Consider the following 22,485-nt stretch of genomic DNA (forward strand, 5'->3'; position numbering starts at 1 on the left):
ACCGCTCACGAAAGCGCGCGTCAGTCCTTCAGGTCGTTCATGAAGTGGAGGGGCTCACCCGGATTCACAGGCTGTCCATCCAGCCCGGTGAGTTCCTTGGAGGAGATGAGCCACACGTCCAGGTCGCCATCCCGGTCGAGATTGGCGACACAGGCGGCCGTGATGGCGCAGTCAGGGCACTCCCCCGAAAGTCCGACCTGCTTGACCACGAGCACCGGCAGTTCGCCGAACTGGATGGCCTTCAAGGCCGGGTTCGTCGCCACGTCCACGCCCACGGCGACGGCGTCCTCCACTGTCGTGGCCCCAGCCGTGTCACGAGCATCCGCCGGCTCGACCCCCGCCAGGAAGGCGAAGTGATTGCCCCGCGGAATTTCATGGTCCAACTTCGCGAAGACAGGCTCATAAGCGTCGTGCTCGGCGTAGTGAGCCATCTGGGCGATGTACCACTGCCTCAACTGCAAATTGCACATGGCCTGCATCGCGCGGTTCTTGGAGCCCTGGAAGCCGCTGATGCCAATGAGCCATCCCTCGCAACTGCCTCATCATTGGCAGCGCGGTATCCCTTCAGCCCCCCTCACGTCGCGCGATTCCTCCGCGGACCTGCGGCTGCTTGACTGGGAGGACGGCTCCGCCTGGACCGCGCGGAGCCCCCTGTTCCCCCCTGATTCGGCTCCCCCACGGCCGAGCCGTTGTCCGCTCAGCGCGTCTGCGGCTCGCGGCTGGACTCGCGCGTCGAGTGGATGCTCTGGAAGCCCGCGATGCACAGCTCGGCGCGCAGCGGCGCGGAGTTGTAGTACGGGCCACCGTCATACGGCGTGTCGATGCCGTCGCGGCGGTCCGGGTGCGAGTAGCCGGCGATGTGCATCATCTCGTGGATGAGCGTCTGGGCAATCTCCGTGTCCCCCTGAGGGAAGAGCACGCCGAAGTTGATCCAGACATCGTCTCCCCCCAATTCCGCCCGCGCGTTGATGCCGGCCTCGTTCGTGCCCGAGTGGCGGATGGCCTTGCGGTAGGCGCTGCGCAGCGCGGCCTTCTCCAGGGTCGTCAGGTGGGTGCAGGTCTGGATGGCGTCCTGCGCGGCCTCGTGGCGCCGCAGCGTCCGGGCCCAGTTGGCGCCCGTGACGGTGGCGGCGTCAGAGCTGAAGCGGTCCTGCATCGCCAGCACGTCCGCGAGCACGTCCCGCGTATCGGCGTAGCCCGGACGGATGAGGTGCATGCCGTACACCCTCGTGCCGCTGTAGATGGCGGAGTGGAAGGTGGGCAGGCCCGCGGCGAAGCCGTTCGAGGAGGCGTAGTCGCTGGCGGCGCGCATCATGGCCCCGGCGTCCGTCACATCCGGGTAGCCAATGGCCCAGCCCGGGACGTCGCGGAACTCGACGACGCTGGGGTGGAGGAAGTGGATGCCGTACTCCACGATGGAGCCGTTGAGGCCCTGCTCGAACGCGGGCAGCGCGATACCCAACCCGTGCGCGTTGCCGTAGTCCTGCGCGCGGCGGAACAGCTCAGGGATGTTGCTCAGCGCCGTGTTGCCCAGTGAGGAGCGGGGCACCGCGAGGTAGTGCGCCACGGTGCCCGGCTTGAGCAGGATGGTGCCACGCACCACGCCCGCGCCGTAGTTGGCCTCATGAAAGTTGCCGTAGCCCGCCGCGTAGCCATGAATGCCCGCGTAGCGGTTGGCGGTGCGAAAGCGGAAGTCACTGGCCGTCTCCACCGCGGACGCGGTGGTGCCCACGGCCTCCTCGGGCAGCGCCATGTCCGCCATGGCGTCGGCGTCCATCATCTCGCCGCCGCATCCCAGCAACGCCATCGACGTGGAAATGCATACACCCAGGGAGAGACGCTTCATCATCGAGCGCACGGTTGAAACCTTTCTGTGGATTGGCGAGCGAGGCGGAACGGGACTCAGGCCCGTCCATCCGTCCCTCGCTCTCAGAGTCAGATACGTAAAGCGCGGGATTTCCGGGTCGTCCGCCCACGACGATTTCGCCGGGCGAGGCGACGGCTCCCGGCGGACCGGGCCCGTCAACCGTCGACGTCGTTCACGACATTCGTCGGGGTGCCGGGAGGAACGGCCTCGCCGGACTCATCCTTGAGCGGCTTCGTGGAGATGAGCCAGACATCCACCGTGTCATCGATGTCGATGTTCCCCGCACAGGCCATGGTGACGTAGCAATCCGGGCACGTCCCAAAGACACCCACCTGACGGGACACCCACGCGGGAAGGTCCGCCAGGGTGATGGCTCGGCGGCTCGCGTCCCGCGAGCGGTCCACGCCAACCCCCTCCGCGTCCACCGGAACCGCGTCCTCTTCCGCGTCGCGCGTCACCAGTGGCCCCGTGCCCGTGAAGTACGCGTAGCGGTTGCCTCGCTCCGGGATGAAGCCCCCATTCACGATGCGCGGCTCGAAGGTGCCGTGCTCGGCGTTGTGATTGCGCTGGGCGGCGTAGAAACCACGGAGGTTCGCCTTGCACTCCTGCTGCTTCGAGCGCACCGGAAGCTTGTTGTAGTTGGGGATGGCGATGGCGGCCAGGACGCCCACACAGGGGCAGAGCAAGAACACCCCCAGGGCCAGCGCCACGCCGCGCGGGCTCGCCCAATAGGAGCGCTTCGGGACGGCCGACAGGTTCCCGCAGGCACAGCGAATGATGGCGCCCGGGCCCCGCCCTGTTACATCGAGCTCGCTGCCGCACTTCGGGCACTCCAGGTTCGCCGCCATGGACAGGGCCCCTTGGCACACGTGCGAGCCGCGCACGAGGGCGGGCAGCCTAGCATGGCCCACGGGCCGACCTTCGGACAGGCGCGGCAGGCACGCGAATGGACGCGCCACCCTGCCGGACAGCTAGACTGCGCCCGTGTTGAAACCCTTGCTCGACCTTGACGCGACGCCGGAGCGACTCCGGGCGCTCGCGGACGCTGGCATCCTGACGCCGACCACCCTGGAGCGCGCGCTGCACCTGTCCGTGGCCACCCCGCCGCGGCAGGACTGGCGGCGCTTCCTCTCCACCACGCTGATGGGCCTGGGCGCGCTGCTGGTGCTCGCGGGCGTCATCTACTTCTTCGCGTACAACTGGGCGGACATGCACCGCTTCGCGAAGCTGGGCCTCATCGCGGCGGCCATCACCGGCACGGCCGTGGGCGCCTGGAAGCAAGGCGCGACGCTGGGCGGGCAACTGTCCCTGTTCGCGGCCTCGGTGCTCGTGGGCGCGCTGCTGGCCGTCTACGGGCAGGCGTATCAGACGGGCGCGGACCCGTATGAGCTGTTCATCGGCTGGACCGTGCTCATCCTTCCCTGGGTGGCGGTGTCCCGCTTCGCGCCTCTGGGGTTGCTGGCGCTGGTGCTGGTCAACACCGGCATCCTCCTCTTCTGGGAGCAGGTGCTGGATACGGAGTTGGACCAGACCTACTGGCTGGCGGTGGTGCTGGGCGGGCTCAACGGCTTCACCTGGGCCACCTACGAGCACTTCGCCAACCTGCGCGTGTCCTGGCTCCAGGCGCGCTGGGTGCCCCGGGTGCTGGCGGTGATGGCGGTGGGCCCGGTGCTCATCGCCTCGGTGCCATTCATCATGCACCCGGCACGAGCCCCCACCGGCGCCGTGGTGGCGCTCCTCCTGGTGCTGGCCTCGCTCGCGGCCGAGTACGCCCTGCACCGGCACCTGAAGGGCGAGCTGTTCATGCTCACGCTCGGCGCGGTGAGCGTGATGACGCTCCTGACCTCCGGCGCCGTCAGCATCGTCTTCGACTCCTACCAGGACGTGGAAGTCCTGGGCCTCTTCGTGCTGCCGCTCTTCGTCATCGCCCAGGTGGCGCTCGCGGTGTGGTGGCTGCGGCATGAAGCCCGCGTCACCGGCGCCACGGAGGAGTCCTGACATGGCCCTGCGTCCCTCGTTGCAGGACGTGTTGAACGCGCTCCAGGCCGAAGGCCAGCTCGAGCCCGACGCCGTGGACCGCGCCCGCGTGGCCCTGGAGGCATACCAGCGCCAGTCCGTGGCCGTGCCCTGGTTCGTGAAGGCCTTCGCTGGCGTCGGCGCCTGGCTGTCCGCCATCTTCGTGCTGAGCTTCTTCGCCTGCGCGGGCCTCTGGGAGGAGCAGGTAGTAATGGGCGTGGTGGGCCTGGGCCTGTGCGCGGGCGCGACGATGCTGCGCCGCACGCTGCGCGGCGTCTTCGTGGAGCAGCTCGCGCTGGCGCTGTGTCTGGCCGGCGCCGCCATGGCCTCCGCCAGCTTCGGAATCGAAACGGAGAACGAAAACGTCGCCGCGACGCTGGTGCTGGTCATCAGTGGCGTGCTGCTCTTTGTCTACCCAGACGCCATCCTCCGCTTCCTGAGCACGTTGGGGGTGGTCGGCGCAGCCGGCTTCCTCGCATGGCACGTGGTGGGCGGCTTCGCGCTGGACCTGCTGATTCTGGGCTGCGCTGCGCTGATGTACTTCCTCTTCCTGGAGCAGGCCCGGCTGCGACGGGGCCCCACGGGCGAGTTGGTGGGGCCAGTGGCCTTCGCGCTCGCGTGCGCCATCCCCGGCGTGCTGCTGGCGCGCGGGATGCGAGACGTGGCCCGGCACCTCTTCGACACCGCCTCCGCGCTCCCGGATGCCGTGCTGACGCTGGGGCTGACAGCCCTGACGCTGTACACGGCGTGGCGGGTGCTGCGTGAGCTGGCGCTGGAGCCCACCGGCGTGGCGGGCGCGGCGGTGTTCGCGGCGCTGACGCTGGTGGCCGTGCTCACGCCCCATACACCGGCGGTCATCACCGCCGTGGGCATGCTGGTGCTCGGCTTCCACCGGCGCAGCAGCGTGCTGCTGGGGCTGGCGGTGGCGTACCTGCTCGCGTCCGGCAGTTGGTACTACTACGACCTGGGCCTCACGCTGCTGGCCAAGTCGCTGGCGTTGATGGGCAGCGGCCTGGTGTTCCTGGGCCTGCGTTCGTTCCTGCTGCGGCGCTTCCCCGCCCCGGCGTCGGAGGTGCGGTGATGGTGCGCACGGCGGTCATCTTCGGCGGGCTGGCCTTCGCGCTGCTCGTCCCCGCGGGGCTCGTCGTCCAGAAGGAGCACGTGCTGCGCTCGGGCACGCCGGTGCTGCTGGAGCTGGCCCCCGTCGACCCGCGCTCGCTGATTCAGGGCGACTACATGGTGCTGGACTACGCCATCAGCCGCGAGCGGGACGCGAATCCCGTCACCACCGCCAAGGACGGAAACATGGTGCTGCGGCTGGACGCGAATGGCGTGGGCTCCTTCGTGCGCTTCGACACGCCCGGCACCCCGCTCGCGCCCGGCGAGCTCAAGCTCCGGTACCGCCTGCGCAAGGAGCGCTTCCGCCTGGGCGCGGAGGCCTTCTTCTTTCAGGAAGGCCACGCCGACCGCTACGAGGGCGCCCGCTACGGCGAGCTGCGCGTGGCGGACAGCGGCTCCAGCGTGCTGGTGGGCCTGAGGGACGCGCAGCGCCAGCCCTTGGGCCGCTGACGCCCCGCTGTCCCACGCCGCTCTCCTTCCCCACACTCGGAGCACGTCGAGAAAAGGCCGGGGCTTGCTCTCCGCCGGCCTTTGGTGCATCATCCATTTTGATTTCGATATTCAAAATCAAAATCAAGGATGACGACGATGCCCGGTCAGGGATGCGGCAAGACGGTACTGGCGCGAGGCCCATGCGCGGAAGTGACGCAGTGCTCGTGCGGGCACATCCACCTGGCCATGGGGCCGGTAACGATTCGCGTGGAGGAGGAGGTCCTCCGCGCCATCGGGATGACGCTGGCGGAGGCGCTCCAGCAACTGGGGACACCGCTGGAGGCCCTGTCGAACGAGGACGCCGGGCTCCTGGCGATGAGCACGCTGGCCGGTGGCGGGTGGAAGCAGTGAGCGCCACCGGCACGTTGCGGCTGCCGCGGACGGATGTGTCCGCGCGTGTGAAGCGGCTGGTGGAGCCCCAGCTCCCTGCGTCCCCGGAGCAGCCCCAGGCCGCCCCCCCGGCGCCCCTGTCCGTGCTGCTGGCGGAAGGCACGGCGAAGCTGGCCGAGCAGGCGGAGCGCTCGCTGTTCATCCAGTCCCTCTTCTTCGACGCGTGGGAGGGCGGCATCTACGGCCAGTACGTCCGGGCGCAGCACTACGTGAGCCACCTGAGGCAGCTCCACACGCTCTATGCGGCGTTCGAAGCGGCGCTGCCCCACGTCATGGGCACCACGCTCACCACCGCGCTGCTGCTGCCCGAGCTGCGGCTGGCCTCCGCGCTGGAAGCGGACCTGACGTACTTCTGCGGCGAGTCCCGGGCGGACACCTTCGCCTGCGTGGAGACGCGGCTGCACGCCGAGCGCATCCGGGAGGTGGCCGAGGAGGCCCCTCACCTGCTGGTGGCGCACGCCTACGCGCGCTGCGTGCTGGACGTCTTCAGCGGGCACCGCCGGGCGCGGCGAATCACGGATGCCTTCGAGTTGGCGGAAGGCCAGGGCACCACCTTCTACGGCACGGTGCCCGAGGCCGAGCTGGCGGCCTTCCGCGTCCGCTTCCACTCGCGCCTCGACGGGCTGGAGCTGGACGAGGATGAGGCGCGAGAGGTGGTGCAGGAAGCGCGCATGGCCTTCCGGCTCCACGCGCTCGTGTGTAACGAGCTGGCCCGGGGCGCCACGGGCATCGCCGCGGGCCCCCACGCCGACGCCCGGTAGCATCCCGGGCGCCGCGACTCAGACGGCTTCGACCTCCGACAGCAAGTCGGAGAAGGGCGAGCCCTCCTCGCCCAGCGCCTTGTAGAGCGAGTCCACCTTCTCCAGCTCGCGCTTGAGCGCCTTGTGGTGGTTGCGGTTCTTCACCAGGCTCTCGCGGCCCAGCAGCTTGAAGCCCTCGTCCCGCCCCACCTGGCGGATGGCGAGCCCCAGCACCATGCCGCGGAAGGCATCGGCCAGGTCCAAATCCAACGGGGCATTGCGGCGGCGTGCTTCGGCGACGAAGGCCTGCGCGGCGGCACGCAGCGCCTCCGGCAGCGGCCGGGCTCCCGGGGCCTGCTCATAGTCGAGCGCCCGCGCGACATGCTTCTCGTGCAGCACCAGCTCGCCCGAGGCGTCCGCGTGCTCCACCATGGCCAGCGTGTAGGCGCGGCGGACGATGTTGTCGAGCTGCCGCAGGTTGCCCGGCCAGGGGCTCCCCACCAGCAACCGCTCCGCCTCCTTCATCAGCCGGGCGTGGCCGTCCGGCGAGCGCTCGCGGTGCCGGCGGTTCACCATGTACTGCGCCCACAGGGGGATTTCGTCCTGGCGCTCCTGCAGGGCCGGCATGCGCACTGGCAGCACGTTGACGCGGTAGTAGAGGTCCTCGCGGAAGCGGCCGGCGCGGACCTCCGCGTGCAGGTCCGCGTTGGTGCCGATGATGAAGCGCACGTCCGCCTGCCGCTCACCGGTGCCCTCGCCCAGCGGCCGGTAGCTGCGCGACTCCAGCAGGTGCAGCAGTCCCGCCTGGGCCTTGAGCGACAGCTTGTCGATTTCGTCGATGAACAGCGTGCCGCCCTCCGCGCGGGCCACGCTGCCGGGGGCATCTCGCACCGCGCCGGTGAAGGCGCCCTTCTTCCAGCCGAAGAGCTCCGCCATCTGGAGGTCTTCCGGCACCGTCACCAGGTCCAGCGTCTCGAAGGGCTTGCCGCGACGATTGGAGCGCTCGTGGCACCAGCGCGCCAGCCGTGACTTGCCCGCGCCCGTGGCGCCGCTGATGAGGATGGTCTCATCCTGCAGCGCGAAGACACGGAGGATGGGCAGCAGCTCCGCCATGGAGCGCCCCACCACCGGGAGGAACTCATCCACCTCCGGCCGGGCCACGGGCCGCTGCGGCAGCCGGGCCAGGTACGGCGCCGCCACGTCCGCCAGCAGTTGGAGCCGGTCTCCCGCCTCCAGCCAGACGAAGTCCTGCCCCATCGCGGCCAGGCAGTCCGCCTCCAGCGAAATCATGCCCTCGATGTCCCCACCCGGCGTGCGCAGCGGAAGCACACAGACGTGTGTCGCATGACGGCCCAGGAAGCGCTGCCGGCTCTCATGGCTGTTGAAGCCCGCCAGGCTCGGGTCTCCCGTCACGGGGGCGTTGGGCGCATGGGGCTGCACCGTCCCGACATTCACGTCGATGGAGACCGCGCACCGGTGCTCCACCACCGCGCGCCAGGCCGTGGCGGAGGTGAAGAAGGGCGTGCCTACACTGGCATCCGTAATCTCCGCAGCCCCTACCTCCAGCGCGGCCAGACTGCGGTAGGCCTCGCCGGGACGGAGGTGGACGATGCCTCGCAGCACCCGCCCCCGGGCTGCGTACCGACTGGACGCAACGGCCTCCTGGGCGACGGCCTGCAGCCGCCGGAGCGTTGCGGCAGCCGCAGCCTCGAAGTCCTTGGCTCCCCGCAAATCCGTGAGGAGTTGCGCCATCTCGTCTTGCATCCACTCGCCTCCGTCCAATGCCCTCCGACAGGCTCTGTCAGGAACCACATCAGGGGGACGGAGTGTAGCGGAGATGAAGAACGCGGAAGGAGCGGCCCCTCCTTCCGCGTTCCCGAAACTCCGATACTGCGGGGCAGCCCGGTTTCCCGAAGCGCCACGGCAAAACGACATGCGCGTCCCGTGCCAAACGCGACATTCGTGTGATTCCAAGGAGATGGGTGAACGCGGCCACCACGAGGGGCCTGTTTTGCGTTCCAGCAGGACGCGCCCGCGTCCCATCAGAACGCAGGCCGCCCAGAATTCACCGAGAGTGCCTCTCCAGCCCTCTCAAGACGCCCTCATCGTGAAATCTTGCGCGATTTCTGGGGCGTCGAGGCCCTCTTGGGCGCTTTCCGCGCGGACGCACGCCCAGGCTCGGCAGGGTCCGCGGACGGAGACTCGGGGTCCGGCTGGAGGACGAAGACGCGGTCCAACCGGAGGCTGCCCCGCTCCACAGGTGCGTTGATGTCGTAGTCGAAGGTGTACCCGGCCAGCACCCGCATGCCCGCGTCACGGAACAGCTTCGCCGCCTGGGCATTGCTGTACGTGCGGAAGTACCACTGGGTTTCGATGAGCCAATCCTTGTCCGGCCCGGTGACGCGCAGGCGGTTGCGCATGGGCGAGCGCCGCGCCCGCTGCTCCGGAAGGCCCTCGTTCGTGTTGCAGACGACGCGGTCCTCCCCCACCTGCCCCACCCAGCGCTCGTGTTCGGGCCGGGCGCGCGCGTAGTCCGTGAGGTGGAAGCCGAGCACGTAGATGCCGCCCGGCTTCAAGAGCCGCCGCGTCCCCAGCAGGTGCTGGCGCGCCGCGGCCTCACTGTCCAGGTAGCGGAAGGTCGACACCAGGCAGTGCGCCAGGTCCACCTGCCCCTCCAGCGACGGGTCGGCGAAGGACTCCATGCGTGACGGCCCCAGCTTCACGCGCCGCCGCTGCGCCGGCGTCAGGCGCTTGCGCGCATGGGCCAGCATCGCCTCGGAGATGTCGTAGCCCACCACCCGCAGGCCCCGGCTCGATGCCTCCTCGACGAGCCGCCCCGCGCCGCAGGCGGGCTCGAGCCACTGCTTGCCGCCCGTGCCGAAGCGCTCGCTGAGCGTCTGGAGGAAGTCCACCTCGCGCACGGTGTCCGTGCCGAAGATGGCCTCGTAGTACTGCGGGTGTTCGTACCAGTCGGTGCGTTTTTCCATGAAGGGCGCTCAGTGGCCGGGGTGCTCGGGGTGCCCCATCAGCCGCGCGAGCAGGAACATCAGCAGCAGGCCCGCGAAGAGCGCCAGCACGTTGCGGCCCGGCTGGTCCTTGCCGTGCCGGTGCACGTGGGGCAGCAGGTCCGACACGGCGATGTAGAGGAACGTGCCCGCGGAGAAAGCCAGGGCCTTGGCCGCGAGGCTTTCGAACTGCAGCATCGCGTCGAAGAGGAAGTAGAGCAGCGCGCCGGCCGGCACCATCATCCCGTACAGCGTGGACAGCGACAGGATGGAGGCCTTCGAGCGCCCCTCCGTCTTGAGGATGGAGGCCAGCGACAGCGCGGAGGGCACCTTGTGCGCGACGATGGCCAGCAGCGCCATGCCCCCCACGCCCTCCTCCACCGCCGACCCCAGGGCAATCCCGTCGAACAACGTGTGCGTGGACAACCCCAGGAAGGCGGTGAGCCCCAGCACGTGGCCCGGATGCACTGAGTGCCCGGTGCCCGCCATGGTGTCTCCGTGGGAGATGTCCTCGCCCGCGTGCGCGACGAGGTAGCGCTCCAGCACCAGCAGGAAGGCGAAGCCCGCGGGCACCAGGGCGAAGGCCCACCATCCGCCACCCAGATACGCCTCAGGCAGCATGTGGAAGAAGGCCGCGCCCAGCATCACGCCCGCGGCGAAAGCCAGGAAGCGCACCAGATGGGTGGGCCGGTCGTTCAAGACGACGACCACTGCGCCAGCCAGCGCGCCGAGGACGATGATGAGGGAATACAGGGCCACCGTGGCCAGGACCGGCGACATGGGGCGCGCACCCTACATCAAAAAACCAAATCAGTAGCGCCGGAGCACCAACAACCCCACCCGGCCCGGTTTCACCTCCACCGGATGCTCCGTCACCTGCCCCCAGCTCGTCACACGCACGGTGTGATTCCCCGCGGGCACGCGGAAGCGCGCCACCTGGAACTCCGCGGGCAGGGAGAGCCAGGAACGCAGGTCTGGCGCATTCATCGCGTTGAGGACGAGGAAGGTCAGCACGCCCAGCTCATCGCTCTTCGTCAGCGCGCCCACGCCCGCGGCCACGCCCGCCTTCACGGCCACGCCCGCGAGCTGCTTCGCCAACATGCGGCCAATCCGGTCATTCAGGTGGACCACGGCCACGTCCGCCAGGGACGTCACCGTCACCGCCTGCTGGGACTGGCCCTCCAGGGCGACACTCACGGGCGGCGCGAGCCCCCGGTTCCGGTAGGTGGGGACTTCAATCAGGTCGCCACCGCCGCCCGGGTCCCTGGAGCCGCGCTGCTTCTCGGGAGACAGGCCCGCCTCCACCACGACGACGAGCTGCCCTTCGTCCGGCGCCAGCGGCTCGTGCGGGACGTCCGGGTACTTCGCCAGCAGCTCCGCGTACATGTCGTCGCGGCCCACCTTCTTCGCCAGCCGCAGCAGGGGCTCGGCCAGCGCGTCCTTGCGGGGCGCGATTTCATAGGCCTTCGCGTAGTCGATGTAGGCCGAGTCCCAGTCCCGCTGGTCCTCCCGGATGACGCCGCCCAGGTAGCGGGCAATCGCGAGCTGCTCGTAGGGCTTCTTCTCCTCGGCGATCATCTTCTCCAGGCGCTCGTTGACCTGGCGGACCTCCACCATGGCGGCTTCGTCGTCGCCCAGCTCCGCGTAGTTGAGCGCCTGGAGGACGGAAATCATCAGCTTCTCGAAGTCCTCCCCACGGTAGGTGCGCTGACGCTCGTTGGTGACGAGCGTCTTCGCCTCCTCGCTGACGGAGACACTGTCGATCTGCTCGCTGAGCCGCTCCGCCTCCTCGAGCACGGCGTTGCTCTCCGCCCACTGCCCGGCGGCGTGCAACACCATGCCCTTGTCCATCAACACCAGCAGGCGGTCCTGTTCGGGCCCTTCCTTCGCCGCGGCCTCCAGCGAAGACAGCGCGCGCGAATAGTCCCCTTGCTGGTACGCGGACCGCACGCCCCGGGTGCGCGCGACATAGTCACCCGCACAGCCCGACGACAGGAGGAGCACGCTCGCGAGCGCGAGCGCGCCCCACCCGCTCAGGCGGACCGGGCTGCGGGAGAAGATGGACATGGAAGGGTGCGCCCGTTACCAGCTCACGCCGCGCTTCTCGAACTTCTTGCGGATCTGCTTCTCGTCCGTCCACTCGATGAGGCCGGTCCGCACGTTGCTGAGCTTCGCGGTCATCTTGTAATAGACGAGCTTGTCCCGGCCGACCTCCTGGATGATGGAGGCGAGGTCGCCCGTCATCAGGAAGTCCACCGACGTCTGCTGACCCGGGCCCTTGGCGGTGTTCGGGTCCACGTAGCCGGACTGCTGGTACTCGTACTCCTCCGCGATGTCCTGGCGCGCCTGCTGGTCCACCAGGGCGAAGCGGCCCGTCTGCGCCAGCGCCGTCTGAATCTTGTCGCCCAGCGAGCGCATGTCGATGTGCTCGGAGGTGCTGTTCTTCAGCTTGCCCACCAGGACGATGGGCAGCGAGCCGTCCGGCCGGGGCTGGGAGAAGCGCGGCGAGGTGGCGAGCGACTCCGCCATCTTCTTCGCGATGAGCTGCAGGTCGTTCTCGTTGAAGCGGTCCGACAGCATCTCGATGGTGTTCGGGTCCTCGTACGTGCCACGCGTGAAGGCGCGCGGGCCCGTGCAGGCGGACAGCGAAGCGGCGAGACAGGCGGACAGAAGCAGGCGGCGGGTGTTCATGGTGCGGGTCACTCCTAGTTCCATTCGCATTCGAAGCGGCTGCCTTCGAAGTTCCACTTGTAGGCGAGCACCGCGTCGCGGCGGTACCCGGCCGTCAGGCGGCAGACGTTCTGCAGCGACGCACGGGGGTAGTCGAAGGTGTAGCGCTGCGCCCGCGACAGCTCCTGCGCGGTGAGCTGGGATGGATGCGTGAGCGTGGGGCTGGCGCTGGCGACCACCAGCACGTTGTGCTTGCCGTAGGTGCGCAGGGGCACCTGGCCCGCCAGCTGGACGCGGCGCACGGTGCGCGCGACGAGGATGTCACTGCGGTCCACCGTCGTCTCGTGGCTGTTGCGGCGGCGCAGCAGCTCCGGGATGTTGGCGGTGAAGACGCGGGTGATGTCCCCGTCGTCCACGAAGAAGTAGAGGAACGCCTCGCGCGCGGTGCGGCTCTCACCGGTGAAGTCCAACGTCACCAGCAGGTTCAACCCGCGGTTGGGCGCCAGGCCGTGCCGGGACACCGCAGCCAGCACGTCCTTGTCCACGCCGGCCTTCTTGAGCCGGATGAGGCCGTCCGCGCTGGCGTCGCAGGCGCAGCGGCGCTCCTCAATCATCTTCACGAGCTGGGCGGGCTCGAAGCCAGCCTGGGACAGCTTCGTCAGCTCCTCGTCGGTGAGGGGGAGCTGGTCGGAGCGCTCGTAGATGCGCGGGAGCTGGTTGGGGTCCCACTGGATGATGTTGTAGGTCTGCACGTCTCCGGCCGGAAACGGCAGGTTCACCTGCGGGCTTCCCCGGCCGGAAACAGAGACGGGCGCCTGGCTGGAGGTCAACGCCAGCGTGGCGGCAAGCAGCTGGGCAATCATGTCGAAGCCTCCTTGCTAGAACTTGTAGCCCACGGACATGCCCAGCCGGTGCGTGACGCCGCCACCGCCAATGGGGATGTCCGGGGTGTAGTTGAGGGCCATGAGGATGTTCTCCCGGTCCCCCAGGAGGATTTCGGCACCCAGCTGCGGGGAGATGCCGAAGCGCAGGCCCTCTCCCTCCGGGATGACGATGGCGCCGGCCTTCAGGCCCGCGGTGAACACCAGCGGCCAGCCCCAGGTTCGGAAGCGCGGGCCCACCATGCCGACGAAGCGCCCCCCGTCGAACACGTAGGCACCACTCACGTCCAGCTGGTACCAGTCCGCGCCCCACAGCGACAGCGTGGCACCCACGAACAGCGGCGGGCCTTCCGGCGCGCCCCGAGGCGGCTTGCGGGAGTTGATGGCCGCGCCCCAGTCGAGCTGGAGCGACACGCTCCGGCCACCGGGGCCGCTGTAGCCACCCTTGCCGTACTCGGACTCCTCTGGACCGTCCGTACGGCCTCCGGATTGGGCACTGGCGGTCAGCGGCACGGTGGCGGCCACCATCGCAAGGGCCCCACACAACCTGACATGACGCATCATCTCGAAGACTCCCCCGGGCGGTAGGTGCGAATTTCCAGCGCTATGACGGCGCGGCGCGCCGACTATTCAAAACCCCATGCCCCCAGGCAAGGGCTCACTGCGCCTGGGGAGCAGCCCGCCTTCACGCCCGAGGCGGCACGGGCGGCGCGGGCGGCAAATCCGGGGAAGCGGACAGCCGCGCCGGATCCAGCTCGGGCGGCGGGAAGGGACGCGCCTCCGTGCGGGTGACGGGCAGCCACAGCGGGTGGGCGCGCAGGAAGGCCACCAGCTTCTCGCGCACCAGGGCCCGCAGGTCGAAGAGCTTGCTGAAGTCCGACACGCTGACCAGCGCGCGCACCGTGAGGGTCCGGTCCAGCACGTCCAGGACGACCACCGTCGCCACGCGGCCGTCCCACAGGGCCTTGCCCTCGTTCTCCAGGATGCGGCGCAGCTCCGCGCGGAGCGCGTCGATGTCTGTCTGGAAGTCCACCTGGAGGATGACGGGCCCCAGCATCTCCGGGTTCCCCTTGCTCCAGTTCTGGAAGGGCTTGTCCAGGAACTGGACGATGGGGATGACCAGCCGGCGCTGGTCCCACGTCCGCAGCACCACGTAGGTGAGCGTGATTTTCTCCACCGTGCCCCACTCGCCCTCGGTGATGAGGGTGTCGCCGATGCTGATGGGCTGGGTGATGGAGAGCTGGATGCCGGCCAGCAGCGTACCAATGGACTTCTGCGCCGCGAGACCGAGCACCAGGCCGGCGATACCGGCGGAGGCCAGCAGTGACACTCCGACGTTGCGCACCACCTCGAACTGGATGAGCAGCAGCGCCGCGGCGATGACGTAGGTGGCCACCTCGAAGATGGCGCGGAGCACCACCAACTGCGTGCTCACGCTGCGCGCCCGGGCCGCGTCCTTCATCTCCGACGACACGCGGCTCTGCACGAAGGCGACGGAGACGTGGAGGATGCGCAGCACGGCCCAGGCCAGCGCCACGACGCTCAACGAATAGCCGATCCGGATGAACACGCCCTGCGCCGGACGAGGCAGCCGCAACAGCAGCGTGCCCACCACCAGCAGCGCGGAGAAGGTGAGCAGCTTCAGCGGCCCCTTCCCCGAGGAGACCACATTCTCCTCCCAGGTGAACCGGGTCCACCGCGCCACACGGCGGGCGAAAGCCAGGACCAGGCGCTCCAGCAGCACCGCCAGGCCCAGGCTGCCCAGCACCGTCACCAGCAGCCCCAGCCACTGCCAGGGCTCCAGTCCCAGCACCGTGTCACTGAAGAAGAAGGCCGGCAGGAGGCCCACCAGCCGGGGGCCATACTCCGCGAAGAGCGGGTCCACCTGCCGCACCGTGGACTCGCTGAAGACCCAGACCAGCTCCCCCTCAGTCGAGGAGACCCGCTGGACGCGGACGGGGACGTTGTTCCCCTGCAACGGAATGGTGCCCAACTGGTCGTAGCGCGCGTCGGCCGGGTCGCCCTCCTGCTCCTTGCTCAGCGCGCTCACGTCCACGGGCAGCTTGCGGTCCAGCACGAACTTGAGCGCGCGGGCCAACTGGAAGCCCCGCTCCGCCTGCTGGGCGCGCGGGATGTAGTCCAGGTCCAGGTAGTGCGCCGCCAGGGCGTAGTCCCCCCGGTGCGCGGCGGCCAGAAAGCCCTGCACAGTGGCCTGCGGCGTCTTCCGGTCCACCGAGGGGGGCGGCGGGTTGAGACCCGCGTTGAGCGCGGCGGCAGGAAGGCTCCACAGCAGCCCCAGTCCCAGGACGAGTGCTCTCAGGGTCCATCTGTCACGGTGCATCATGGCTGACTTCCATATCCCTTTTTGGATGTCTCACTGGAAAGAAGTCGTCCCCGGAGACCCGGCGGGCGAGCGTGCGGCGGTGGACATCCGAAATCAGGGAAACACCGGCCCCGGGAGCGCACGGGAAAGCGTTGGTGCGGCGCGTGGGGGTAGGATAGATAAAGGAGTGAAGGAAGGTCGCCGTGTCCGAGAAGCGAAGAATCCTCCTGATTGATGACAGCGAGATTACGCTCGCGATGGAGAAGGCCGTGCTCGAAGCGCGCGGCTACGAGGTCATCGCCACCTCCACGCTCATGGAGTTCGAGAAGACGCTGCAGACCTGGCGCCCGGACCTCATCCTCACCGACATCCACATGCCCGAAGCCAAGGGCACGGATATCTGTCGCACGCTCAAGAACGAGTACGGCACGCAGGACATCCCCATCGTCCTCTTCTCCAGCCTCCCGGACGACGAGCTGTCCAAGCTCGCCGAACAGGTGGGGGCAGACGGCTCCTTGTCCAAGGTGAACGGGCTGGAAGCCATGGGTGAGAAGATCGACGAACTGGTGCAGAGCATCCTCTGGTGAATCCCATGCGTGCCTTCCTCGCCGCGGCCCTGCTGGCCGCGTCGCTCGCTGGCTGTGCACGCAAGGACCCGCCCCCCAAGCCCGCGGAAGCAGACGCTTCGGCTACGTCGGCCACCGCCGCCGCGAAGCCCGCCGTGGCGGCAAGCCAGGGCTCGGGCGCCATCCTCTTCCTCTCCGCCGACACGCGTGGCTACCTGGGCCCGTGCGGCTGTAGCGAGAACATGCGAGGCGGCATTGCCCGCGCCGCCGCGCAGGTGCAGTCGGCGCGCAAGGGCTCGCTGCCGGTCCTCTATGTGGATGGCGGCAACAGCCTCTTCGGCGAGCAGCGGCTCAAGCCGGGACAAGTGCCCCAGGAGGAACGCAAGGCCAAGGCGCTCGCGGACGCCATGCGGCACATGGGCCTGGCGGTGCGCGCCACCGGCCCGCTGGACGACACGCAGGGCGTGGACTTCCGCAAGGGCCTGGGGCTGCCGGAGCTGGCGCCGGGCGCGGTGAAGCTGCTGCCCGCGGGCGAACGGAAGGTGGGCGTGGTGGCGGCGACCACGGCCGCGCAGCTCGCGGAGGCCAGCGCCCAGGCCCGCGCGCAGGGAGCGGACTTCGTGGTGGGTCTGCTGGACGTCACCCTGGACGTGGCCCAGCAGGCGGTGGAGCAGCCGGGTTTGAAGGCCGACGTGGTGGTGGCCACCCGCACCGCCACCGAGTTCAGCGGCGAGGAGAACCGGCTGGTGCGGTCCGCGGTGCCGGTGGTGGCGCTGCAGAGCAAGGGACGCTCGCTGCTGCGCGTGGACCTGGCCTATGCGCCCCAGACGGGCCCCTTCGCGCTGCAGAAGGGTCAGGATGACCTGGAGCGTGAGGCCGCCGCCCTGGAGCAGCGCACGGCGTTGCTGGACAAGGACATCAACCTCCCCGGCACGGACCCGAAGCTCAAGGCGCTCAAGCAGGGCAAGCGCGACGAACTGGTGGCGCGCCGGCAGGCCCTGCTGGACGCTCCGCCCGTCACCCCCGACGGCGTCAACGCATTCACGTTGCGCTTCGTGCCCCTGGAGTCCAGCCTTCCCTCCGACGCGGAGGCGGTCGCGCTGGTGTCCGCCTACGACGCGGACGTGGGGAAGATGAACCTCGCCTGGGCGAAGGCGCATGGACAGGACTGCCCCCCTCCCGCGCCGGGCCGCGCGGGCTTCGTGGGCAACGAGCCCTGCCGCACCTGCCACGAGGACGCCTTCCCCGTCTGGGAGAAGTCCAAGCACCACCACGCCTGGGAGACGCTGGAACAGGTGGGCAAGCAGTTCCACCTCAACTGCGTGGGGTGCCACGTCACCGGCTGGGAGCAGCCCGGCGGCGTTTGCCGGCTGGACAAGGTGGCGGGCCGCGAGGACGTGGGCTGTGAGAGCTGCCACGGTCCGGGCTCGGAGCACGCGGACGCGCCTGGAGCCCACAACATCATCGCCTCGCCGGGCGAGAGCGTGTGCGTCACCTGTCACAACCCGGAGAACTCGCCTCACTTCGATTTCGCGACGTACCTGCCGCGCATCGTGGGGCCAGGACACGGGAAGCCCTAGTCATCCGGGAATCCAGGCCCTCGCCTGGGTGGTTGCTCCTACCCGGCGTCCGAACAAGACGCGCATGCCGCGACTCCTTGTTTGACTGTCAAGGAAAAGGGCGATTACTTCCCGCTTTCGCCTGCCTCCGGGCGCCCGTTCCCGCGACTGTATGCCGCCTCTACCTCTGCTCCTGCTCGCCCTGGCCTCAGCCCCTGCTTCGGGGCTCACCCCACCGCCCGTGGGGCCCGTTCCTGCCAAGGCTCAGGTGGTGGAATCCGAGGGTGCGCAGGCACCTGTGGCGCAGTCACCGGCCGAGAAGGCGCCCACGGCCAGCCTGGAAGCGGCCCCCGTTGCCGTAAAGCCGGCAGGCGAGGCTCCGTCGCCGGTGGCTGGTGGCGAGAAGGCACCAACGGCTGCTACGGCACCCGGCGCCGCGGATACCGCGACCGAGGATGTCGATGAGCCCGGTTTGGAGCCGCTGGAGCCCGGCACGCCGATGGTGGCCGGGGACGCCTCCGAGCAAGGCGAGGCCACGCGCGACGCGGTTGAGTCCGAGTCCGCCGAGTTGGAGGAACTGCGCGCACTGGAAGGCGCCGCGCTGGACCCGGCGTCGCGCTCCACCGCGGAGGTGATGCAGTCGCTGCGGCGGCTCGGGCTCGCCAACCCGCTGCGGATGCGCATGCTGGACGCGCTCGACGAACACACCTTCCGCGAGGACGAAGAGCTGCCGGAGATTCCGCTCATCACGGACCTGGCGACCTTTGACGTGGCGCAGATTCAGGACCGTTACGACATCCCAGTGGAGATGCAGCCGCTGGTGGCCCAGTACGTCCAGTTCTTCCAGGGGCCCGGGCGACGCTGGTTCCGCAAGTGGATGTCGCGCGCGGCCCGGTACGTGCCGGTGATGCACCCCATCCTGGAGCAGTACGGCCTGCCGAAGGACACGGTGTACCTGGCGATGATTGAGAGCGGCTTCTCGGCGCATGCCTATTCGTGGGCGCACGCGGCGGGGCCGTGGCAGTTCATCTCCAGCACCGGCAAGCAGTACGGGCTGAAGCAGGACTTCTGGGTGGACGAGCGGCGGGACCCCATCAAGGCCACCCACGCCGCGGCGTCCTACCTGAAGGACCTCAAGCGCGAGCTGGGGCACTGGTACCTGGCGTGGGCCGGCTACAACACCGGCTCCGGGCGCGTCCGGCGGATGGTGGAGCGGCACGGGACGACGAACTTCTGGCTCCTGTCCGAAGAGCGCGGCCTGGCGAAGGAGACGAAGCACTACGTGCCCAAGCTGATTGCCGCGGCGCTGGTGGCCAAGCACCCGGCGGCGTTCGGATTCAACGAGAACGAGTTCGACCCCGAGCCCGTGCTCGACTTCGACGAGGTGCAGCTCACCGACGCGGCGGACCTGGACGTCGTCGCCCGCGCGGCCGGCGTGCCCGTCAAGGTGGTGCAGGACCTCAACCCCGAGCTGAAGCGCTGGTGCACCCCGCCGGCGACGGCCAAGAAGCCCTACACGCTCCGGCTTCCCAAGGGGGCAGGGACTCAGTTCGCGGACAACTACAAGCGCATCAGCCCCGCGGAGCGGCTCACTTTCCGCATCCACAAGGTGAAGCGCGGCGACACCCTGTCCCAAATCGCGGAGACGTACGGCACGGCGTCCGAGGCCATCCTCCAGATGAACCAGCTGAAGTCGGCCCGGACGTTGCGCGTGGGCGGAGAGCTGGTGATTCCGATTCCTGCCGGCAAGAGCTCGGGCGGCGCGCTGGCGACGAAGGTGGCGCAGGCCCGACGCAGCGGCGTGGTGGTGCGGCCCGAGGACGAAGTACCGGCGGGTACGCCCAAAGGCCCGGTGGCCGCGGGCCCCGTGAAGAAGGAGACCATCAACGGGCGCACGCGCGTGACATACGGCGTGATGTCCGGCGACAGCCTCTGGGTGATTGCGAACAAGTTCAACGTGTCGGTGGACTCGCTGAAGCAGTGGAACAACCTCAAGCGGCGCAACCCGACGCTCCAGGTGGGCTCCACGCTGTTCATCTGGCCCGATGGCAACACGGCCACCGCCAGCGTGCAGGAGCGCGGCGGCACGGTGCTCGCGAAGCACTCGGTGAGCGTCGCCAAGCCCGCGGGCAAGGCCGGCAAGGTCCACGCGCTGGCCGAGGGCGAGACGCTCTGGTCTGTCGCGCAGCGCTACGGCGTCAGCGTGGACGACATCATGCGGTGGAACAAGATCAAGGACAACCGCACCATTCCCACGGGGAAGGTGCTGCTCCTCAGCGCGCCGTAGTCTCCGGCGCGACGGCAAGCCTCACGTGGTTGCGTCGGGCGAGCGAATTGCACTGAGGCCGGGGATGACCTCATCCATCTCGCCACCGGAGTCACGTATCTCGTTCCTTCCGCCTGACGTCTCGGACGCGGCATCAACACCCGCCCTCGGCAAGACGGCACGCAGTCCCAAGCTCGCCTCCCGAGTCACCGTCGGCCAAGGTCCTCAGCCCGCGCTGGATGCACGTCCACGGTCCGGGACGCCCTTGCCTCCGGAAGGCGTGGACCGGCCCGCGCGCACTCCAGCGCCCCCTGACAACGCGCGCTTCACCGGGCTGCCCCAACTGGCGGACGTCGCGTCAGGGGCCCAGGTCCTCGGCCCCGGCAGCCAGGGCGAGGGCCTCCGCGCCGTACAAGCCACCCTGCTCGACATGGGCTTCGCCCTGCACGGCGGCGCGGACGGACGCCACGGCCCGCACACGAGCCGAGCGCTGCGGAACTTCCAGGTCCACGCCTCGCGCACCTTCCCCGCCGTCCTCCCCACGGGCGCGCTGGATGCCGCCACGCTGCGCGCGCTGGATGCACTGGCGCCAGCGCCAGGGGCGCGTGGGCAGACATGGGGATTGCCTTCCGCCTTCTTCGACGGACAACAGGTCCGCGTGGTGGTGGCCCTCCGGGAGCACCGGACCTTCCTCTTCGACACCCGTGGGCAACTCGTGGACATCTTCCCCAACGCCACGGGCGCCGCGGCCTCCCCTACCCGCACCGGGCTCAAGGTGGTCCGCACGAAGTTGGATCAACTGGCCACCGAAGCGGCCGGCGCACGGCTGTGGAACGACCGCCATGTCTTCGGCGTGCGCATGCTCGACCTCTCCTGGGCGGACGGCCGGCACTCCGGTGAGGAGCTGCACGGAACGAACGCCCCCGCCCTCCTGGGCACGGACGTCTCGCACGGCTGCATCCGCCACTCGAACGAGGCCGTGCGCGTGCTGCACGACGCGCTCTCCGTGGGAGACCGCGTGGCCGTCGTCGAGCACGTGGACGACCCGCCCCTGGGCGTACCGCGCCCCGTGGCGTGAGCCCGTGCCTCCCCCGGAAGCGAAGCCCAGACCGCGAAGCCCCGCGTCAGTTGCCGGGCGCGAAACGGAACAGGCTGGCGGCGAAGTACAGGCTGTTGCGCTGGAAGACGCCTTCGGCCGACGTGCCCGTCTCCAGCTTGTCCTGCACCCGCTTGGGCAGGTTTGCGTAGAGGTCCTGCCCCAGCAGCTCCTCGATGCGGTCCACGGGCACGCGGTGCGAATCGAGCAGCGGGAGGATGTCCTCCTTCTTCGACGGCCCGTCCTTCATGTTGGGCACGAGGTACGCGTACATCGTGAGGCTGCCGTTCGGCAGCTCATGGAGGACCGTCTTGAAGTTGTGCGTGGGCACGGCGATGCGGCGCTCCCCCGCCCCCGTCGTCTCCCGCTTCTCCGGAGGCAGCGGCTGCCCCTTGTCATCCAGGTACAGGTTGCCGGTGAGGATGTACGCCTTGCCGCCCAGCGAGTTCACGAGACCGGAGACGCCCTGCTCCAGCGTGCGCCACACCTGTTGGTTGTGGTTGCCATGCTGGGGGGCGATGTTGGTCATCAGGTGGCTCTCGTTCATCGCCTCCTGCGTGGGCGAGTCCTCCGCCGGCTTCATGTGGCCCCGGTCGAAGCCCGTCCGCGTGTAGTCGGAGTCGGTGACGCCGGTGCGGCCCAGCTCGGGGTCGCGAACGAAGGTGCTCTCCAGCCGGGACACCGTCGCGGGCGTCTCCTGGATGTCCGACGCGGACAGCATGTAGCTCACGAAGGTGGGGACGTTCGCCCCCTGGTCCAGCGCCAGGCGCGAATACTCCTTCACCAGGCTGAGCCCCTCCGAGCCCAGGGCTCCAGCGGGGCGCAGTGGGTCCAGCTCTCCGGCCGCTTCGGCCACGCGGCTCTGGAACGCGGCCATCTGCTGGTCCGGCACCCAGCGGGTGTCCGCGTGCTTGCCCGCCTTCGACGCCTGGATGAACGCGTCCAGTTCCTCCGCGCTGAGCTGGCCGTCTCCATTGCCCCCCAGCAGGTCCGCGCGCCGGGCCACCGTGGCCTGCCAGCCGCTCTCGAAGGCGTCCACGCCCACCGCGGAGCCATTTCCCTGAGCGAGCTTCGCGTCCAGCGAGGAGCGCTTCTGCTGAAGCGCGGTGGACGTCAGGTACTGCCCGTCCTCGGGCGCGGCCAGGTAGCTCTCCAGCTCCGCCGCGGACACCTGCCCGTTGCCTCCGCGCGTCTTGCTGCCCGCCGCGTCGGCGGCCTGCATCACCCCCACCTGCCAGCTGTCATCCTTCCAGCCGAACTTCTCCTGGAGCTCGTTGATGGGCACCTCGCGGGCCGTCGAGCGTCTCCAGCTTCCTCCCGGCGTGGTGACGGCATTGAGGGGCGAAGCGGCCGATGTCGGGCGCGGGGGAACGGCTCGCGTCGTGGTGGGTCGCAGCGTCATCCTGAACGTCCTCGGGGCCGACGAGGTGAGGCACGAGGTGGAGCCCCTTCTCCCATCGTCGGCCGTTCGGCGCGCCAAGTTGCGTCACGGCTC

General features: G+C 69.3%; 21 protein-coding genes. 9 read left to right on the plus strand and 12 right to left on the minus strand.

The window, feature by feature from the left end; genetic code table 11:
* Positions 1–20: 20 nt before the first annotated feature.
* The 3 genes from BLU09_RS15105 to BLU09_RS15115 form a co-directional block, all read right to left on the minus strand.
* Positions 21–470 carry a hypothetical protein gene (locus BLU09_RS15105; RefSeq protein WP_244171738.1) on the minus strand — a complete coding sequence of 150 codons (450 nt, stop codon included), beginning with the start codon at positions 468–470 and terminating at the stop codon, positions 21–23.
* Between the two features lie 227 nt (positions 471–697).
* A complete protein-coding gene (locus BLU09_RS15110) occupies positions 698–1,849 on the minus strand; it encodes a hypothetical protein (RefSeq protein ID WP_244171739.1) in 1,152 nt (383 codons plus the stop codon).
* Between the two features lie 173 nt (positions 1,850–2,022).
* Positions 2,023–2,715, minus strand: coding sequence for a fimbrial protein (locus tag BLU09_RS15115; protein ID WP_244171740.1), 693 nt, complete (start codon positions 2,713–2,715; stop codon positions 2,023–2,025).
* Positions 2,716–2,851: 136 nt separating this feature from the next.
* On the opposite strand from BLU09_RS15115, the gene BLU09_RS15120 reads away from it, so the two are divergent.
* From BLU09_RS15120 to BLU09_RS15140, 5 genes are all read left to right on the plus strand, one after another.
* The gene (locus BLU09_RS15120) at positions 2,852–3,865 is read left to right on the plus strand and encodes a DUF2157 domain-containing protein (protein WP_090490243.1); all 1,014 of its coding nucleotides are present in this window, start codon (positions 2,852–2,854) and stop codon (positions 3,863–3,865) included.
* A 1-nt stretch (position 3,866) separates the two neighbouring features.
* Positions 3,867–4,964 carry a DUF4401 domain-containing protein gene (locus BLU09_RS15125; RefSeq protein ID WP_090490244.1) on the plus strand — a complete coding sequence of 366 codons (1,098 nt, stop codon included), beginning with the start codon at positions 3,867–3,869 and terminating at the stop codon, positions 4,962–4,964.
* Entirely contained in the window at positions 4,964–5,452 is a 489-nt protein-coding gene (locus BLU09_RS15130; protein ID WP_186817782.1) for a GDYXXLXY domain-containing protein, read from the plus strand. Before BLU09_RS15125 ends, BLU09_RS15130 begins: the two co-directional genes overlap by 1 nt.
* 138 nt (positions 5,453–5,590) lie before the next feature.
* Positions 5,591–5,845: a hypothetical protein gene (locus BLU09_RS15135; protein WP_186817781.1), complete on the plus strand. Its 255-nt coding sequence runs from the start codon at positions 5,591–5,593 to the stop codon at positions 5,843–5,845.
* Positions 5,842–6,645 (plus strand): biliverdin-producing heme oxygenase, encoded by an 804-nt coding sequence (locus BLU09_RS15140; protein WP_090490247.1) that lies wholly within the window; start codon positions 5,842–5,844, stop codon positions 6,643–6,645. The genes BLU09_RS15135 and BLU09_RS15140 overlap by 4 nt, the downstream gene beginning before the upstream one ends.
* A gap of 18 nt (positions 6,646–6,663) precedes the next feature.
* On the opposite strand, the gene BLU09_RS15145 is transcribed toward BLU09_RS15140, so the two are convergent.
* From BLU09_RS15145 to BLU09_RS15180, 8 genes are all read right to left on the minus strand, one after another.
* Entirely contained in the window at positions 6,664–8,388 is a 1,725-nt protein-coding gene (locus BLU09_RS15145) for a sigma-54-dependent transcriptional regulator (protein ID WP_026113778.1), read from the minus strand.
* A 338-nt stretch (positions 8,389–8,726) separates the two neighbouring features.
* Positions 8,727–9,611 (minus strand): class I SAM-dependent methyltransferase, encoded by an 885-nt coding sequence (locus BLU09_RS15150; protein ID WP_090490249.1) that lies wholly within the window; start codon positions 9,609–9,611, stop codon positions 8,727–8,729.
* A 9-nt stretch (positions 9,612–9,620) separates the two neighbouring features.
* Positions 9,621–10,409: a ZIP family metal transporter gene (locus BLU09_RS15155; RefSeq protein WP_090490250.1), complete on the minus strand. Its 789-nt coding sequence runs from the start codon at positions 10,407–10,409 to the stop codon at positions 9,621–9,623.
* Positions 10,410–10,439: 30 nt separating this feature from the next.
* A complete protein-coding gene (locus BLU09_RS15160; RefSeq protein WP_090490251.1) occupies positions 10,440–11,696 on the minus strand; it encodes a COG3014 family protein in 1,257 nt (418 codons plus the stop codon).
* 15 nt (positions 11,697–11,711) lie between these two features.
* Positions 11,712–12,320: a penicillin-binding protein activator LpoB gene (gene lpoB / locus BLU09_RS15165; protein WP_090490447.1), complete on the minus strand. Its 609-nt coding sequence runs from the start codon at positions 12,318–12,320 to the stop codon at positions 11,712–11,714.
* Between the two features lie 14 nt (positions 12,321–12,334).
* Positions 12,335–13,162, minus strand: a complete 828-nt coding sequence (locus tag BLU09_RS15170) for a hypothetical protein (protein WP_090490252.1) — start codon at positions 13,160–13,162, stop codon at positions 12,335–12,337.
* 15 nt (positions 13,163–13,177) lie between these two features.
* On the minus strand, positions 13,178–13,744 hold the full coding sequence (locus BLU09_RS15175) for a hypothetical protein (protein ID WP_090490253.1): 567 nt from the start codon (positions 13,742–13,744) through the stop codon (positions 13,178–13,180).
* Positions 13,745–13,865: 121 nt separating this feature from the next.
* On the minus strand, positions 13,866–15,524 hold the full coding sequence (locus BLU09_RS15180) for a mechanosensitive ion channel family protein (protein WP_090490254.1): 1,659 nt from the start codon (positions 15,522–15,524) through the stop codon (positions 13,866–13,868).
* Between the two features lie 182 nt (positions 15,525–15,706).
* On the opposite strand from BLU09_RS15180, the gene BLU09_RS15185 reads away from it, so the two are divergent.
* The 4 genes from BLU09_RS15185 to BLU09_RS15200 all read left to right on the plus strand — a co-directional run bounded on the left by BLU09_RS15185 (position 15,707) and on the right by BLU09_RS15200 (position 20,972).
* Positions 15,707–16,090: a response regulator gene (locus BLU09_RS15185; protein ID WP_002634498.1), complete on the plus strand. Its 384-nt coding sequence runs from the start codon at positions 15,707–15,709 to the stop codon at positions 16,088–16,090.
* Positions 16,091–16,095: 5 nt separating this feature from the next.
* Positions 16,096–17,649 carry a multiheme c-type cytochrome gene (locus tag BLU09_RS15190; RefSeq protein WP_186817780.1) on the plus strand — a complete coding sequence of 518 codons (1,554 nt, stop codon included), beginning with the start codon at positions 16,096–16,098 and terminating at the stop codon, positions 17,647–17,649.
* Positions 17,650–17,800: 151 nt separating this feature from the next.
* Positions 17,801–19,915, plus strand: coding sequence for a LysM peptidoglycan-binding domain-containing protein (locus BLU09_RS15195; protein ID WP_090490256.1), 2,115 nt, complete (start codon positions 17,801–17,803; stop codon positions 19,913–19,915).
* A 64-nt stretch (positions 19,916–19,979) separates the two neighbouring features.
* Entirely contained in the window at positions 19,980–20,972 is a 993-nt protein-coding gene (locus BLU09_RS15200; protein ID WP_090490257.1) for a L,D-transpeptidase family protein, read from the plus strand.
* Positions 20,973–21,018: 46 nt separating this feature from the next.
* On the opposite strand, the gene BLU09_RS15205 is transcribed toward BLU09_RS15200, so the two are convergent.
* Positions 21,019–22,470, minus strand: a complete 1,452-nt coding sequence (locus BLU09_RS15205) for a DNA/RNA non-specific endonuclease (protein ID WP_090490258.1) — start codon at positions 22,468–22,470, stop codon at positions 21,019–21,021.
* Positions 22,471–22,485: the final 15 nt, after the last annotated feature.

It is taken from the genome of Myxococcus virescens (assembly GCF_900101905.1).
In the GTDB taxonomy this organism is placed as follows: Bacteria; Myxococcota; Myxococcia; order Myxococcales; family Myxococcaceae; genus Myxococcus; species Myxococcus virescens.

Bases quoted from the DNA above. Each gene is read 5' to 3' on its own strand.
- BLU09_RS15105 (WP_244171738.1), bottom strand. From the start codon at position 470: ATGTGCAATTTGCAGTTGAGGCAGTGGTACATCGCCCAGATGGCTCAC.
- BLU09_RS15110 (WP_244171739.1), bottom strand. From the start codon at position 1,849: ATGATGAAGCGTCTCTCCCTGGGTGTATGCATTTCCACGTCGATGGCG.
- BLU09_RS15115 (WP_244171740.1), bottom strand. From the start codon at position 2,715: ATGGCGGCGAACCTGGAGTGCCCGAAGTGCGGCAGCGAGCTCGATGTA.
- BLU09_RS15125 (WP_090490244.1), top strand. From the start codon at position 3,867: ATGGCCCTGCGTCCCTCGTTGCAGGACGTGTTGAACGCGCTCCAGGCC.
- BLU09_RS15130 (WP_186817782.1), top strand. From the start codon at position 4,964: ATGGTGCGCACGGCGGTCATCTTCGGCGGGCTGGCCTTCGCGCTGCTC.
- BLU09_RS15135 (WP_186817781.1), top strand. From the start codon at position 5,591: ATGCCCGGTCAGGGATGCGGCAAGACGGTACTGGCGCGAGGCCCATGC.
- BLU09_RS15145 (WP_026113778.1), bottom strand. From the start codon at position 8,388: ATGCAAGACGAGATGGCGCAACTCCTCACGGATTTGCGGGGAGCCAAG.
- BLU09_RS15150 (WP_090490249.1), bottom strand. From the start codon at position 9,611: ATGGAAAAACGCACCGACTGGTACGAACACCCGCAGTACTACGAGGCC.
- BLU09_RS15155 (WP_090490250.1), bottom strand. From the start codon at position 10,409: ATGTCGCCGGTCCTGGCCACGGTGGCCCTGTATTCCCTCATCATCGTC.
- BLU09_RS15160 (WP_090490251.1), bottom strand. From the start codon at position 11,696: ATGTCCATCTTCTCCCGCAGCCCGGTCCGCCTGAGCGGGTGGGGCGCG.
- lpoB (WP_090490447.1), bottom strand. From the start codon at position 12,320: ATGAACACCCGCCGCCTGCTTCTGTCCGCCTGTCTCGCCGCTTCGCTG.
- BLU09_RS15170 (WP_090490252.1), bottom strand. From the start codon at position 13,162: ATGATTGCCCAGCTGCTTGCCGCCACGCTGGCGTTGACCTCCAGCCAG.
- BLU09_RS15175 (WP_090490253.1), bottom strand. From the start codon at position 13,744: ATGATGCGTCATGTCAGGTTGTGTGGGGCCCTTGCGATGGTGGCCGCC.
- BLU09_RS15180 (WP_090490254.1), bottom strand. From the start codon at position 15,524: ATGATGCACCGTGACAGATGGACCCTGAGAGCACTCGTCCTGGGACTG.
- BLU09_RS15190 (WP_186817780.1), top strand. From the start codon at position 16,096: ATGCGTGCCTTCCTCGCCGCGGCCCTGCTGGCCGCGTCGCTCGCTGGC.
- BLU09_RS15195 (WP_090490256.1), top strand. From the start codon at position 17,801: ATGCCGCCTCTACCTCTGCTCCTGCTCGCCCTGGCCTCAGCCCCTGCT.
- BLU09_RS15200 (WP_090490257.1), top strand. From the start codon at position 19,980: ATGACCTCATCCATCTCGCCACCGGAGTCACGTATCTCGTTCCTTCCG.